Raw genomic sequence first — 14,089 nt, forward strand, 5'->3', positions numbered from 1 at the left:
GCAGCAAATGAAAACGCCGCGCAGTAGCGCTGCGGGTCTGAAGTAGGAGTGACCTCATGATTTATATGTTAGATACCGCGAATTTGGATGCAATTCAAAAGGCTGTTGACCTTTATCCAATTGAAGGTGTAACCACCAACCCCACAATTATTGCGCGTGAAAATCGTCCATTTAAGGAGGTGATCACCAGTATTCGTGCCATTATCGGTCCTGATCGCATGCTCCATGCGCAGGTGCTCGGTAAAACTGCGGAAGTGATGCTCGAAGAAGCGCGAGCGATGCGCCAAATTGATGCCGATATCATAATCAAAGTGCCAGTGACTCCACAGGGCATTAAAGCAATGAAACTGATTCACCAAGAGGGGATTCGTATCACTGCCACCGCGATTTTAACGCCGCAGCAAGCGCTTATGGCGGCTATGGCTGGCGCTGAATTTTTAGCGCCTTATGTCAATCGATTGGATAACATCTGTGGTGATGGCACTCAGGTGGTAGCTGAAATTGCCCATCTGATTGATATTTATGGGTTAAATGCTAAGGTGCTAGCGGCATCGTTTAAAAATGTACAGCAAGTGCATGAAGTGGCAAAGGCGGGCGCACAATCCGTGACTATTGGCCCAGATGTGTTTGATTTGCTTCTGGTACATCCGCTTACTGATTCTGGCGTAGCGGGCTTTGTTAGCGACTGGGATAGTGTATATGGCGCCGATAAAACGGTACTTGATGTGATTTAGGTCTTTTTTACGTGCTAGGCATGTAAAACTCACCAGTCATTTATGATGTCGGTCAATATTTGAGTACTCAGTGCGTATATACTCACTGAGTACTTTGTATTTAGCGACGGACGAATATGAAAATTGTTGGAGTCACGGCTTGTATAAGTGGTGTTGCTCATACCTATATGGCTGCTGAGCTGCTAGAAAAAACAGCACTGAAAATGGGTTGTAGTGCGATCATTGAAACGCAGGGCGCACTGGGTAGTGAAAATACCCTGACAGACAGCCAAATTAGTGAAGCGGATGTGGCGTTAATTGTGGCTGATATTAATATTGAGGGCGAAGCACGTTTTGCGCAATCACGCGTGTTGATGTTGTCTATTTCTCAGTTTTTAAAAGATCCGCAAGCAGCGATTGTTGCGGCTGAAAAATTAAAAAAAGCCCCACCGCAAACACGAATGATCCTTTAGATGCCAGAGAACTGTGAGATGTATTTAAAAACCAGCTGTGATGCTGGTTTTTTGTTTTTAAGGACGCTCGAAACCTTGTTTTAGTAACCTTAAGTCTTTCAGCAATGTAAGTGATACCTTGTCAGCAATAACTGTCTATACCTCTGCTTCTAGGTTACTGCGATATTGCACACGGTATTGCGAGGGAGTGCGAGCGGTTTGTTGACGAAAAACTCGGCAGAAATAGTTACTGTCACTAAATCCGCAACGGTGGGCCACTTCTTTTACTTTCATGTCATATTCTTTGAGTAAAAATTTGGCGCGCTCAAGGCGCACATGGTTTAAGTACTCATTAAATTTATGCTTGCTTTCTTTTTGAAATAGCTGTGACAGGTAGTTGGGTGACACATAAAAGTGCTCGGCAACGGACTCACGTGAGAGTGGCTCATGATAATGGTGTTCAAGGTAATCGCGAACGGTATCAAATAGCGTTTTACTTTTAGAGTAGGTGGTCGCTGGGTGGTGGATGAGGTACAAAATATGGCTGCATAGTGTGCGAATGAGTAACCGCTGTGTTTGTTGATCACCCATTTGCCATGTCATCTCTTCGAGGGCTTGAAGAACAAAGGTTCCGGTTCTTGGGCCACGTCGCGCCACACTTTCCTTAATGGAAGCATCAAATTGCTCTCCATCCCAGCTGAGCAAGCTCATGCCGAAATTTTGCTTACCTACTAGAACGGATAAGGTGACGACGGGTTGTGTCCAATTGGGTTTGTTCCAGCTTTCCGCTGGGACATACAGCACATCACCAGCCTGCATGATATGGCGTTCTTCCATCCCCATTTTGCTGCCCATTTCCATTTCAAGCTCGCCAATAAGTACCATTTCGACACGCGTGAAATGTACTTGATAAGCCATGGGTGGTGGTGTTGGCAAGTGGCCGGCATGCAGCACTTGACCAATTGTGCTTTGGTGTGAAGCGTAATGCTCAAGGGCATCAATGAGGTAGGTGCGATCCACAATAGGCATCCTTGGAAAGTGAATAAATCTACTACAAATACATGACACCAATCGGTCATCATGGAGGGATTTTATCTCTAATTGCTTCCGTTAAAATCACAGTGTTGTGGATTTATCATGCGCATCACATTTTTGCGTTGATCGCACAAATTTCCAGTCAATCGTAGAAAAATCAAATATTGAAATTTTCTCAGCCACGTAGCCTGAAGGTGTGGTGCGTCAGAAATAATAAGGCAAAACGCCATGGCGTTGCACTGCACTTTAGGCTGTTGCTGCTGGTGTGAATGTGCCTTTCGGACTTGGCATCAAGCAGTCAAAACGTATTGATATTGTTGCTGAGATCAAACCATGCCAAATTATCATGTTTATCCCCATAACTTTTATCCGCTGCGAAATGTAATTCAAAATTACCCTTGGGGTAGTACCACTGCAATGCACGAGCTGTTTTCTATTGATAACCCGACACATCAGCCACAAGCTGAATTATGGATGGGGACTCACCCTAATGGTTGTTCTCGTGTTCAAATCGGTGGGCAAGAGCATTCACTTGCAGCTCTAATTGCACAAAATAGCGCTGGTATTTTATCGCCACAAACCCTGGAGGATTTTGGTGAATTACCATTTCTATTTAAGATATTATCGGCAGAAAAAGCACTTTCAGTGCAGGTGCACCCGAGTAAAGGTGAGGCGCAAAAAGGGTATGCATTGGAAGAGGGGAAAGGCATCGCGCCGCAAGCTGCCCATCGCAATTATAAAGATCCCAATCATAAACCTGAGTTGGTTTATGCGCTGACTACCTACCAAGCGATGAATGGTTTTCGCAATCTACAGCAAATCGCAGCGCTATTTGCGGCTATTGATTTTTCAGTACCGTCATGTCAGGCCATCGAAAAGTTAGTAATAGCTTACCAACAGCAGTGCGATTCTGCAGGGCTACAAACTTTCTTTTCTGCATTGTTGTCACTGCAGGGCGCAGATAAAGATGCGGCACTGGATGCATTATTAGCTCATGCTTTGCGAGAGCATCGACTGATGGAGTCGTCGCTTACGGAAAATGCCCAGCAATTACCAGATGCGCTAAACCAGACCGATATCTTTGAATTGATTTTAACGTTGGCGCAGCAATATCCGGGAGATATCGGTTTATTTTCGCCGCTACTGCTTAATGTGGTGACCCTTGCGCCAGGCCAAGCTATGTACTTAGATGCGCGAACGCCTCACGCTTATATTAAAGGTACTGGCTTAGAAATTATGGCGAATTCAGATAATGTGCTGCGTGCGGGATTAACCAATAAATTTATTGATGTGCCAGAGTTGGTGGCTTGTACGCAATTTGAAGAAAAACCCATGCGCACGATGTTGTTGACGCCGCACAAAGAGGGCGAGGTGTGGCATTATGACATTCCAGTCCCTGATTTTGGCTTTACGGTGTATCAAAGTGCGGTGCAAACATTGGTGCATTCACAGAGTGCGGAAATTATTTTAGCTCTGGATGACACCGTACAACTGACTCATGCTAATGGCGAAACCTTAACTTTACAAAAAGGTGAATCTGCTTTTATTCCGGCCTACGCCTATTACTACAGTGTGACTAGCTCAGGACGGATTGCGCGAGTGTTTAATCAATAAGAGGGGATATTGGTATTGGGCGTGCTGTGGTTACGCCCAGTCCATGTAATGGTTCGACGGTTCGATAGTCGAACTATTACATGCTTGTCTATACATCATTGTGATGGTGTTGCTTTTATCACCCTATTTTTATGGTTCTCCTTTTATTATTTATGTTAATCAACATGACAATCTGAGTAGGCACGCCGTGATTGATTGTTCTAATCAACGATCTCACATTTTCTCACCTGAAAACCACAGACAGTCACACCAACAAAGCGCCACAAAAACTCACATCAATTCACATAAGAGCAGATAGAAACGCTGATATTTTCATCAAAAATGGTGCGTAATTGCTTTTCGAGCAAGGTGTTACCGCTGTTTTGAACCCATGTGGGCTTGCAGTGAAGGTAGTTAACGCAAGTGTTGTACTGCATTTTGTTTCTTATGTGGTGGTTTATTTGGTTTGTTCTGCGTTTTTGTGGGTAATTGTTGTCACTTGTGACTTTCGTCGTTGTTTTCTGCTGGTGGTGTGTTGGATTGTGTGACTTTTGTCCGCGTTATTTTTCACTACTTATTGTTTAATTCATCTATAGATAATAAACATAAGTAGAAGAATGCTAGCACAACAACGACAAGCACTGATTGAATCCATGGTCAAAGAACAGGGCTCTTTGCGAGTCAGTGACCTCAGTGAACAATTTAATGTATCGCAGGAAACCATTCGTCGAGATATCGACAAACTGCAAGAAGAAAACGCCTATATCAGCAAAATTCACGGCGGTGTTTCTTATATTAGCGATCATGTTGTGCCCAGTGCGATTCGTAAAAATTTATTGGTTGAGGAGAAAAGTCAGCTGGCAAAAAAAGCAGTTTCGCTGATTAAAAATGGCGACGTTATTTTTCTCGATTGCAGTACAACATCACTGTATATCGCACAAGAAATAGCGAAAACTGAGCACCAGGTGACGATTATTTCTAATTCTTCTCAGCTTTGTGAATATCTCAAAGGAAGTGATATCAAATTGGTAATGATTGGTGGCACCTATTGTGACGACAATAATGCCTTTACGGGCACTCTAGCCATTCAAATGTTAACCAATTTCTCTGCTCATAAATGTTTTATTAGCTGCCCAAGCGTCAGTTTGGAAAAAGGCTTATATGACAATAGCGAAGATGAAGCGAGTATTCGTAAGTTAATGATGGACAATGCACAACAAACCATTCTCGTCGTTGACTATACAAAATTCGATTCATTTAGCTTGATGAAAATTTCAAACCTAGATTGCATTGATGTTTTGCTCACAGACAAATTGATGTCTGAACAAGAAAAGATGTTCTGCTGCAATCAAAATATAAAAATTATGTAGGTAGTCGTCCCATGGATAATTTTAAGTACACCTGTAAAACAGAAGTTCATTTCGGTAAAGATGAGCATTTGAAAGTTGGCGAATATATTCGTCCTTTCGGTCAAAAAGTGCTGATCCATTACGATGGTAACCGCATTGAAACCAACGGCTTGCTGGATGCAGTGACTGAATCACTCCGTAATCAAGGCATCGACTATGTGACCTTGAACAATGTTGTGCCAAACCCGCTGCTCTCGGGCGTTCATGAAGGCGTTGCACTGTGCGTTGAACAGAAAATTGATTTCATTTTGGCCATTGGTGGCGGCAGTGTGATCGACTCGGCTAAGAGTATCGCCATGGGCGTTCCTTATGCCGGTGATGTATGGGACTTCTTTACCGGTCAAGAAACACCGCAAAATGTATTGCCAGTGGGCGTGATTTTGACCATTTGTGGCTCAGGCTCTGAGATGTCAGAAAGTGCGATTATTACGCACGACGAACTCAAGTTGAAAAAAGGCGTGGACAACGCACAGCTTTACCCACGTTTTGCCATTTTGAACCCAGAACTGACCTTTAGTTTGCCAAAACCACTTCTGGCTTCAGGGATTGCTGATGCGGTTTCACATACCCTAGAGCGTTACTTCACCACCACGGAATGTTCATTGCTCAATGACTACATGATGGAAGGTTTGCTCAAGATGTTGTTGGATATCTCGCCTGCATTGATGCAAGACAATACCAACTACAACCTGATGTCTGAGTATATGTGGGCGGCGACCATTTGCCATAACGGTCTATTTGATACCGGTCGTAGCTCAGATTGGGCCTCACACCGTATTGAGCATGAGATCAGCGGTTTGTACAACATCACCCATGGTGCCGGCATGGCGATTATCTTCCCTGCATGGATGAAGCACCTGGTTGAGAAAAATAAACTTGAGCGTTTGGTGCGTTTGGCGGAAAACCTATTTGATGTGAAATCGGGCTCGGATTTAGACAAAGCCAATGCGGCGATTGCTGGTTTCGAACAAGCGTTTAAAGCGATGAACCTGTCAATCTCGCTGACTGAGTCCAATATTCCATTGGATGAATTCGACAAGATTGCCCAGCAAGCATTAAACGGCAATGAAACATTGGGTCGTTATATTCAGCTGAATCATCAGGATATTATTCGCGTTCTTGAATTAGCGTCTTAATTTAATTTCGCAAAAAGCGATACCGGCGAGCATCTTTCTAGCTAGAAATGTAGCTAAGAAATGGCTGAGAAAATGCTCGCTTGGGATCCTTTTACCCAAAATAACTGATTTTAATAAACATTCATTTTATTTAAGGCTTTTGCTATGAAATTTAAAGAGCAAAGAGAGCTTGTTGTTAAATACTGTAACAAGATGATTTCCACCGGTTTGACCCGTGGTACTGGCGGCAATATTAGTATTTTCGTTCGTGATGAAAATCTTGTGGTTATTTCTCCAAGCGGTATCGATTACGAAACCATGACAGCTGAAGATGTTGTGGTTATTGATTTGGACGGTAATGTTGTTGACGGGACCAATCGCCCATCTTCTGAATACCATCTACACACTGTGTTTTATAAGCAGCGTGATGATATCGATTCAGTGGTTCATGCGCACCCAATCTACGCCTCAACATTGTCAGTACTAGGGATGGAAATTCCATCAGCATATTACCTTAACGCCGTTTGTGGTGGACCCAATGTGCGTTGTGCGAAATATGCATTAAATGGAACTGAAGAATTAGCAGAAAACGTATTTGAAGCAATGCGTGATCGTTTTGTTGTGTTAATGGCAAACCATGGTTTAGTCGCTGGCGCAAAAGATGTTGCAAACGCATTTAATAAAGCTGAAGAGATCGAATTGTCTGCTGAAGTTTATTACAAAGCAAAACTACTTGGTGAGCCCAACATTATTTCTGATGAAGGGGTTCAGGAAATGTTAGTAGCATTCAAAAAATATAGTCAAGTGACTGTGAAATAGGGAACTTAACATGAATAAGCAAAGCAATTTCGTTGGCTTACTGCCCCTGCTGTTTTTCATTGTGATTTATGTAGCAACTGGTGTTTATGCTGATAACTTCTCAAGCATGCCGCTTCTCGTTGCCTTTACACTTTCCGTTGTTGTGGCTTTGGTAATTCAACCAAAAGGCCAAAAAACCTCTTTTGACGAGAAGATGAATATCTTCTGTAAAGCCGCCGGTGACAGCGACATCATCATGATGGTGTTGATCTTCTTGTTGGCGGGTGCGTTCTACTCAGTGACTGACCAGATGGGCGCAGTAAGTTCTATCGTGAACTTCGGTCTATCGATCATTCCTTCAAATATGGTGCTTGTGGGCATCTTCATCATTGGCTGTGTGTTGTCATTCTCTATGGGTACGTCCATGGGTGCGATCACGGCACTGGCGCCAATCGGTGTGGGCGTGGCAGAGCAAGTGGGTGGTAACCCAGCGTTGATCATGGCAACTGTGGTTGGTGGTGCAATGTTTGGTGACAACTGTTCATTCGTATCAGACACCACCATCGCGGCATGTCGTACACAGGGCGTCACGCTAAAAGACAAGTTCAAATACAACATCATCACTGTATTGCCTGCCTTGATTGGTACTGTGGTACTGCTTGCGATTCTGCCATTTGGTACGGGCGCAGAAACCGTTGTGGGTGAGTATGAGCTAATCAACATTCTGCCTTATGCAATCATCATCGGTGCTGCACTTGCTGGTGTTCACGTGATGGGCGTATTGGGTCTAGGTGTGGTCAGCGGCATCGTCATCGGCTTTATGAACGGCAGCTTGGATTACCTCTCAGCACTTGAGTCAGTACAGCGCGGTATGGGCTGGATGCAAAACCTTGGCATGATCGCCATCGTGGTTTCTGGTCTTGTGGGTCTGATGAAGCACTATGGCGGTATCGATTACCTACTTGAGAAGATCACTGCGCGTTCAAGCGGCAAGATGGGTGGTCAAATGGGTATGGCGGCACTGGTGAGCTTGATCACCTTGGCAACCACCAACAACACCATCGGTATTTTGACTGCCGGTACCATCGCCAAAGATATCTCTGAAAAATATGACATCGATAAAGTTCAGACCGCATCACTGCTTGATATCTGTGGTTGTTCAATGAACGGTTTGATGCCTTATGCAGGCCAGCTATTGATGGTTGCAGGCCTTGCGAAAATCTCTCCAGTTTCTGTGATGCCATATGCATTCTATCCAATGATGATGTTCGCAATGGCAATGGTTTCAATCGTTTACTTCTCTAAGAAGAAGGCGTAAGGACGCAATCATGGAACGTCAAGATTACGATTTAGCTTTCATGATGCAATATGAAAATGTTGCATGGTATGAAGATGGCGTGGTGTCGATTCTCGACCGTCGCGTTTACCCATACAAAAAAGAGTTTGTTCGCTGCACTCATTACAGCGAAGTGGCACAAGCCATCACCGACATGGTGACACAAAGTGCAGGTCCTTACACTGCAGCAGCGATGGGCATGGCCCTCGCTGCACACCAGTGCAAAGACTTGGCTGCAGATGCTCAAATTCAGTTCCTAGAAGAGGCGGCGTACGCGCTGTCTCATGCTCGCCCAACCACAGTCAACCGTATGACCATCGTGGTCAACGGTTGCCTAGAGGTAGCGCGCAGTGCAATGCAAGCTGGTGAGAACCTACCGCAGGCAATTTTTGAGCATGCGATTCAATCACTGAACAAGCGTTATAGCGCCATTAGCCGCGTGGCTGAGCATTTGGTGAAACTGATCCCTGACAACGGCAAGATCCTGACTCAGTGCTTTGGTGAAACCATCATCGGCACCATGATTCGCGAAGCTAAACGTCAAGGAAAGAACATTGAGTTCTTCTGCGCAGAAACCCGTCCGTTCTTCCAAGGCGCACGCTTTACAGCCACGGTTGCTCAAAACCAAGGCATTAAGGTGACGGTATTGGCGGACAACATGATTGCTTACGCGATGCAGCACCTTGGTATCAACCTGTTCACTTCAGCGGCAGATAGCATCACCTTAGATGGTCATGTGGTGAACAAAGTGGGCACTCAGCAAATTGCGATTTTGGCTCAGCACTTTGGTATTCCGTACTACGTCACAGGGATTCCAGATGTGGATTTGGCCACGATTGATCAAGTGGTGATTGAGCAGCGCGATCCAACAGAAGTGATGACCCTGATGGGCCAACGCATCACTGAGGAAGGCGTTCAATCCATCTATCCATCTTTTGATATTACCGGACCAAAACTGGTCAATGGTGTGGTGACCGATATTGGCATTTACAGCCCATACGATCTCAAGTCATACGCTGAAAATAGTAACAAATTCTGGAGCTAAGCCATGTATTCAACTCACTTTAAACTCGATATTAAAGACATTCCTGCATACGTTGAAGCCAAACTGAATTTCTTTGGCAAAACCGAAGGGCTTGAGATTAAAGAGCTCAGCGACGGTAACATCAACTATGTCTATAAGATTGTTGATCCAGCGACCAATCGCTCACTGATTTTGAAACAAGCGGATATTTGCTTGCGCTCAAGCGGTCGTCCTTTGGATGTGAAGCGCAGTGAAATCGAAGCGAGTATGCTGCAAATTCAGCACAAGTTGGCGCCAGAGATGATCCCTGAGGTGTATCTATACGACCAAGCCATGTCTGTGACCTTTATGGAAGATGTGTCTGAGTTTAAGAACTTCCGCTACGAAATGATGGAGCGCAAAGTGTTCCCATCATTCCACAAGCAGATCAACAGCTACTTTGCGAAAACGGCGCTGGGCACCACGGATTTGGTTTTGAATCGTGCAGAGAAGAAAGCCAACGTCTCTAAGTTCACCAACGTTGAGCTTTGCGATATCTCTGAAGACTTGGTATTCACTGAACCTTTCAATGACTACAAAGGCCGCAACATTCTGACCAAGGGCAACGAAGCCTATGTGCAAGAGCACATCTACGGTAATACCGCACTTGTCTCTGAAGCGATGAAGCTGCGTTATAACTTTATGAACAACGCGCAAGCCTTGATTCATGGTGACTTGCACTCTGGCTCTATTTTTATTAACCACACTGGGATTAAAGTGCTGGATCCTGAGTTCGCATTCTATGGCCCAATTGGTTATGACATCGGTAACGTGATTGCGCACCTTGTGATGCCAGCGATGGTTTGCCAAGTGACGGACAGCGAGTCTGAAGCAAAAGACAACTTCATCAACTGGATCGCTTCAACGGTACCTGCGATTCTGTTCGGTTTTGAGCGTGAGTTTAAAAAATCTTACCTTGAAATGGTGCAGGAAGATGTGGCGAAAAATGAAATCTTCGTGGATTGGTATACCCGCCAAATCGTTGCGGATGCCAAGGGCTATGCCGGCCTTGAGATCATTCGCCGCGTGATTGGTGATACCAAAGTGAAAGAGCTGGAAACCATTGCTGATCACGACCAGCGCATCGCTGTGGAGCGCAAGTTGATCGATTTGGCGTCTAGCTTGATTCTCCAACGTGACGTTGAAGGCCAAGATCTGCACTCACTATTGAGCGCACTGAACGGCTAATATTCAGCTAACCTTCGACAAAGGCCATGTCACTCCCCCCGTCATGGCCTTCATTTCAATTGCTTAAATCTCTATTTTTTAAAGAGGGGGTTGGTAAAACACCCTTCTTATTCAATGAAACCTGATTCATTGAAACTTTTGGAGCCAATTGGCTCCTTTTTTTTGGTTTTATTTTATTGGCTTATTTGATTCTGTCGTTGAGCCAATAACGGAACATAGCTGCATATATTATGAGGTGGGTCGCGCCAGTAAATTGACATGATTTATTTTTAATTAAGTCAGTGTGTTGTCGCATCAGGGCATGCAGAACAGGGCCTGTGATGAAGCTCATTGTTATTGAGTTATTTATTTTTACTGATTACTTTTGATCTATAAAATAAATGGAAAGTTATTTTTCAATTTCACATTTATTTTAACTTTATTGCTTCTTGGTGAGGTTAATTAATATTTTTAACCTTAATAATAAAAATATCAAATAGAGAGAGTTAAATGACCATTCGATCATTTTTCATGGTTGCAATTAGTCTATTATCCTCGGCGCTATTAGTCGGCTGTAATTCAGGTGGTGGTGATGGGGGCAGTCATGCTTTGCCCAATGTCAGCGCGATTCAAATCAACGCGGCGCACAGTGTGCTCAATAAAGGCGATTATCTGAAGTTATCCGTAACGGGCACAACGCCTGATGGTCAAACCGTATCGATTCCCGTTGATGCTGTACACTGGTCATCAAGTAATGATCGTGTGATGACAGTGACGCAACTTGGTGATGTGAACGCGACAGGGGTCGGATCCGCTGTTGTTTGGGCGCAGTATCAATCTGCCACCGCTAGCTTTGCCATGCAAATTGAACCAGCAGTGATTCGTGCGATTGAAGTGTCACCAAAACATATCACTGTGGTGCCTGGTTTTTCTAAAGCCTATACCCTCGATTATATCTATAGCGATTACACACGAAAGCCCGTGACGCATATCGATAGTGAAGATTCAGCCGACCATGCGGTGGCCATTGTGAGTCATAAGGGGGTTGAAGGCGTCGGCGCGGGGGATACCAGCATTACTTTCACTGCGTTAGATGAGCTGGGCAACCTTTACCAAGATACCATGACCGTGGCTGTGACTGACGCGGTGAGTCTCAATACCATTGAGCTTTCTGCCAACATTATTCATCTTGGCAACCATACCAGCAAAGAGATTCGAACCTTAGGTCTATTTTCCGATGGCTCAAAGCACGATATCTCTAATGACGTGCTGTTATCAGCGAGTGACCCAACAGTGCTCGCTATTGAGCAAAATAAAATCTCTGGACTGAAAAATGGTGTGGCAACTTTGACCGCCAGTATTTCAGGCATTGATAGCGCGCCAGCACAAGTACATGTGAACCCAATTCAGATTACGTCAACATTAAGTGCATTTTCTGCGGTAAAGGCGGATAAGCGCGTTATGTCTTGGGGCACTGCCATGTACGGTGGGTATAGCGAAGAGATAGCAGACCAGCTTTATGATATTAAATCGCTTCAGGCCAATACCTTTGGTTTTGCAGCACTTCGTGAAGATAACACCCTGATCTCTTGGGGAAGCCTGTGGGATACAGGTAAATATTTTCTCCATGGTAACGTGAAAGAGGTCGTCGCACTTCCCTATGGTTGGTCATTTGCGGCTTTAACCTTTGATGGCATGGTGCTCACTTGGGGTCATAAACTTCATGGTGGTGATAATTCAGCTGTATTTGGTGAGCTGACCAATATCAAACAACTTTTTGCTGGGGACTCTGCGTTTGCGGCATTGAAAAATGATGGCACTGTGGTGACTTGGGGACATCCTCTCTATGGGGGGGATAGCAGCAAAGTCAAAGATCAGCTGACGCAGGTAAAATCGATCACCGCCAACGTATTTGCATTTGCGGCATTAAAGAACGATGGCACCGTGGTGACTTGGGGTGATAGCCAAAATGGTGGCGATAGCAGCGAAGTACAGGCGCAGCTTCGCGATGTCAAAGCAATTTATGCCAATAATGTCTCTTTTGCGGCGCTCAAAAATGATGGCACTGTGGTGACTTGGGGCGATGCTGACCGCGGTGGTAATAGCACTTGGGTACAGCCTCAGTTACGTCAAGTGACCGAGATTTATAGCAACCCTAATGCCTATGTTGCCCTGAAAAAAGATGGCTCAGTAGTCACTTGGGGGCATCCATATTTTGGTGGTGATAGCAGCATGGTGTCGCTTCGCAATTTAAGAGCTGTTTATAGTACAGTGACCGCATTTGCTGCCATTGATGATCAGCATCGGGTGATCACTTGGGGTAATCCCGCTTACGGTGGTGATAGCAGTCAAGTGGCGGATCAGCTCGTAGGTGTGGAAAAAATCGCTTCAACCTCAATCTCTTTTGCGGCGCTTAAGAAAAATGGTCAAGTGGTGACTTGGGGCGATCCATATTATGGCGGCTGGAGTGGCATCGTTGATGAAGATCTTTATGACATCATTGACGTCGTTGGTAGTTATGAAGGGGCATACGCTGCGATCCGTGAGGATGGCAAGCTAATCACTTGGGGTCAGCAAGAGGCCGGTGGTAACAATATGGGTGCCGATCTCATGCTGCTCGATGATGAAGGCAATTTCATTGCCCTACCTGAAACGCTGGTTGAGTAATTAAGATCATTAGCGCATTGCATAAAAAGAAGCCCTCGGGCTTCTTTTTTTATCTTTATTTTTTGGTCTTTTATATTTTGGGGCTTTTATATTTTTTTGAACTTAGTCATGGATGAGACTTTCGCGCGATAAGAGGCCGGGGTTGAGCGGGCCGCGCTGTGTTTATCTACACTTTTATCAAAAGCTGTGATGATGAGGTGATGTGATGAGACAAAGTAAACGAGCACTGGCGCTAAGCGTTACGTTAGGTGCATTTTCACTGCTAACCATAGTGGGCTGCTCGTCGCCCAATCCCTATGGTGATGCCTATGGCGCGGCGGATACGCGCACCATTCAGCAGGTATATTACGGCACTGTGATTAAAGCGGAACCTGTCACCATTGATGCATCTGATCAAAATAACGCTATTGGTACCGTTGCCGGTGCGGCTATTGGCGGTATTTTAGGCTCGAAAGTTGGTGGCGGTAGTGGCTCAGATATTGCTGCTATCGGTGGTGGTTTACTCGGTGGTTATGCGGGTAGCAAAGCGGCAGGTACGCTGGGCGAAAGCAATGGGGTGAATCTAACCATTCGTTTGGATAGCGGTGAGGTGATCGCCATTGTGCAAGAAGCCAACCCCAATATGATTTTTCAGGTCGGCCAAGCGGTGCAGGTCAATGTGGACGGCAACACGGCGCGGGTGGTTCCGCGGTAATGGCTGAGACGTTCTGTCTCAGCGCAGGTGAGATAAAAAATGCCAAC

General features: G+C 45.0%; 12 protein-coding genes. 11 read left to right on the top strand and 1 reads right to left on the bottom strand.

Features of this window, described 5'->3' with window-relative positions; genetic code table 11:
- Positions 1–56 precede the first annotated feature (56 nt).
- Together L9P36_RS02950 and L9P36_RS02955 are read left to right on the top strand one after the other, a co-directional pair.
- A complete protein-coding gene (locus tag L9P36_RS02950) occupies positions 57–734 on the top strand; it encodes a fructose-6-phosphate aldolase (RefSeq protein ID WP_237464766.1) in 678 nt (225 codons plus the stop codon).
- Positions 735–850: 116 nt separating this feature from the next.
- Positions 851–1,186, top strand: a complete 336-nt coding sequence (locus L9P36_RS02955) for a PTS fructose transporter subunit IIB (RefSeq protein ID WP_237464768.1) — start codon at positions 851–853, stop codon at positions 1,184–1,186.
- Positions 1,187–1,321: 135 nt separating this feature from the next.
- Here the strand turns inward: L9P36_RS02955 and L9P36_RS02960 are convergent, their stop codons facing one another.
- On the bottom strand, positions 1,322–2,194 hold the full coding sequence (locus L9P36_RS02960; RefSeq protein WP_237464770.1) for an AraC family transcriptional regulator: 873 nt from the start codon (positions 2,192–2,194) through the stop codon (positions 1,322–1,324).
- Positions 2,195–2,533: 339 nt separating this feature from the next.
- On the opposite strand from L9P36_RS02960, the gene manA reads away from it, so the two are divergent.
- The 9 genes from manA (at position 2,534) to L9P36_RS03005 (ending at position 14,042) form a co-directional block, all read left to right on the top strand.
- Positions 2,534–3,814 carry a mannose-6-phosphate isomerase, class I gene (gene manA, locus L9P36_RS02965; RefSeq protein WP_237464772.1) on the top strand — a complete coding sequence of 427 codons (1,281 nt, stop codon included), beginning with the start codon at positions 2,534–2,536 and terminating at the stop codon, positions 3,812–3,814.
- 596 nt (positions 3,815–4,410) lie between these two features.
- The gene (locus tag L9P36_RS02970; RefSeq protein WP_237464774.1) at positions 4,411–5,163 is read left to right on the top strand and encodes a DeoR/GlpR family DNA-binding transcription regulator; all 753 of its coding nucleotides are present in this window, start codon (positions 4,411–4,413) and stop codon (positions 5,161–5,163) included.
- An 11-nt stretch (positions 5,164–5,174) separates the two neighbouring features.
- The gene (locus L9P36_RS02975; protein ID WP_237464776.1) at positions 5,175–6,338 is read left to right on the top strand and encodes an iron-containing alcohol dehydrogenase; all 1,164 of its coding nucleotides are present in this window, start codon (positions 5,175–5,177) and stop codon (positions 6,336–6,338) included.
- Positions 6,339–6,482: 144 nt separating this feature from the next.
- Positions 6,483–7,136, top strand: coding sequence for an L-fuculose-phosphate aldolase (locus tag L9P36_RS02980; RefSeq protein WP_237464778.1), 654 nt, complete (start codon positions 6,483–6,485; stop codon positions 7,134–7,136).
- Positions 7,137–7,146: 10 nt separating this feature from the next.
- Positions 7,147–8,433, top strand: coding sequence for a Na+/H+ antiporter NhaC family protein (locus L9P36_RS02985; RefSeq protein ID WP_237464780.1), 1,287 nt, complete (start codon positions 7,147–7,149; stop codon positions 8,431–8,433).
- A gap of 10 nt (positions 8,434–8,443) precedes the next feature.
- Positions 8,444–9,496, top strand: a complete 1,053-nt coding sequence (locus L9P36_RS02990) for an S-methyl-5-thioribose-1-phosphate isomerase (protein ID WP_237464782.1) — start codon at positions 8,444–8,446, stop codon at positions 9,494–9,496.
- Between the two features lie 3 nt (positions 9,497–9,499).
- The gene (mtnK, locus tag L9P36_RS02995; RefSeq protein ID WP_237464785.1) at positions 9,500–10,702 is read left to right on the top strand and encodes an S-methyl-5-thioribose kinase; all 1,203 of its coding nucleotides are present in this window, start codon (positions 9,500–9,502) and stop codon (positions 10,700–10,702) included.
- 489 nt (positions 10,703–11,191) lie between these two features.
- Positions 11,192–13,348 (top strand): Ig-like domain-containing protein, encoded by a 2,157-nt coding sequence (locus L9P36_RS03000; RefSeq protein WP_237464786.1) that lies wholly within the window; start codon positions 11,192–11,194, stop codon positions 13,346–13,348.
- 205 nt (positions 13,349–13,553) lie between these two features.
- Positions 13,554–14,042, top strand: coding sequence for an outer membrane lipoprotein (locus tag L9P36_RS03005; protein ID WP_237464788.1), 489 nt, complete (start codon positions 13,554–13,556; stop codon positions 14,040–14,042).
- Positions 14,043–14,089: the final 47 nt, after the last annotated feature.

The sequence above is a fragment of the Vibrio stylophorae genome (assembly GCF_921293875.1).
Taxonomy (GTDB): domain Bacteria; phylum Pseudomonadota; class Gammaproteobacteria; order Enterobacterales; family Vibrionaceae; genus Vibrio_A; species Vibrio_A stylophorae.

What these genes read in the sequence shown, in the direction of transcription:
- L9P36_RS02950 (WP_237464766.1), top strand. Translation starts at nt 57, where the DNA reads ATGATTTATATGTTAGATACCGCGAATTTGGATGCAATTCAAAAGGCT.
- L9P36_RS02955 (WP_237464768.1), top strand. Translation starts at nt 851, where the DNA reads ATGAAAATTGTTGGAGTCACGGCTTGTATAAGTGGTGTTGCTCATACC.
- L9P36_RS02960 (WP_237464770.1), bottom strand. Translation starts at nt 2,194, where the DNA reads ATGCCTATTGTGGATCGCACCTACCTCATTGATGCCCTTGAGCATTAC.
- manA (WP_237464772.1), top strand. Translation starts at nt 2,534, where the DNA reads ATGCCAAATTATCATGTTTATCCCCATAACTTTTATCCGCTGCGAAAT.
- L9P36_RS02970 (WP_237464774.1), top strand. Translation starts at nt 4,411, where the DNA reads ATGCTAGCACAACAACGACAAGCACTGATTGAATCCATGGTCAAAGAA.
- L9P36_RS02975 (WP_237464776.1), top strand. Translation starts at nt 5,175, where the DNA reads ATGGATAATTTTAAGTACACCTGTAAAACAGAAGTTCATTTCGGTAAA.
- L9P36_RS02980 (WP_237464778.1), top strand. Translation starts at nt 6,483, where the DNA reads ATGAAATTTAAAGAGCAAAGAGAGCTTGTTGTTAAATACTGTAACAAG.
- L9P36_RS02985 (WP_237464780.1), top strand. Translation starts at nt 7,147, where the DNA reads ATGAATAAGCAAAGCAATTTCGTTGGCTTACTGCCCCTGCTGTTTTTC.
- L9P36_RS02990 (WP_237464782.1), top strand. Translation starts at nt 8,444, where the DNA reads ATGGAACGTCAAGATTACGATTTAGCTTTCATGATGCAATATGAAAAT.
- mtnK (WP_237464785.1), top strand. Translation starts at nt 9,500, where the DNA reads ATGTATTCAACTCACTTTAAACTCGATATTAAAGACATTCCTGCATAC.
- L9P36_RS03000 (WP_237464786.1), top strand. Translation starts at nt 11,192, where the DNA reads ATGACCATTCGATCATTTTTCATGGTTGCAATTAGTCTATTATCCTCG.
- L9P36_RS03005 (WP_237464788.1), top strand. Translation starts at nt 13,554, where the DNA reads ATGAGACAAAGTAAACGAGCACTGGCGCTAAGCGTTACGTTAGGTGCA.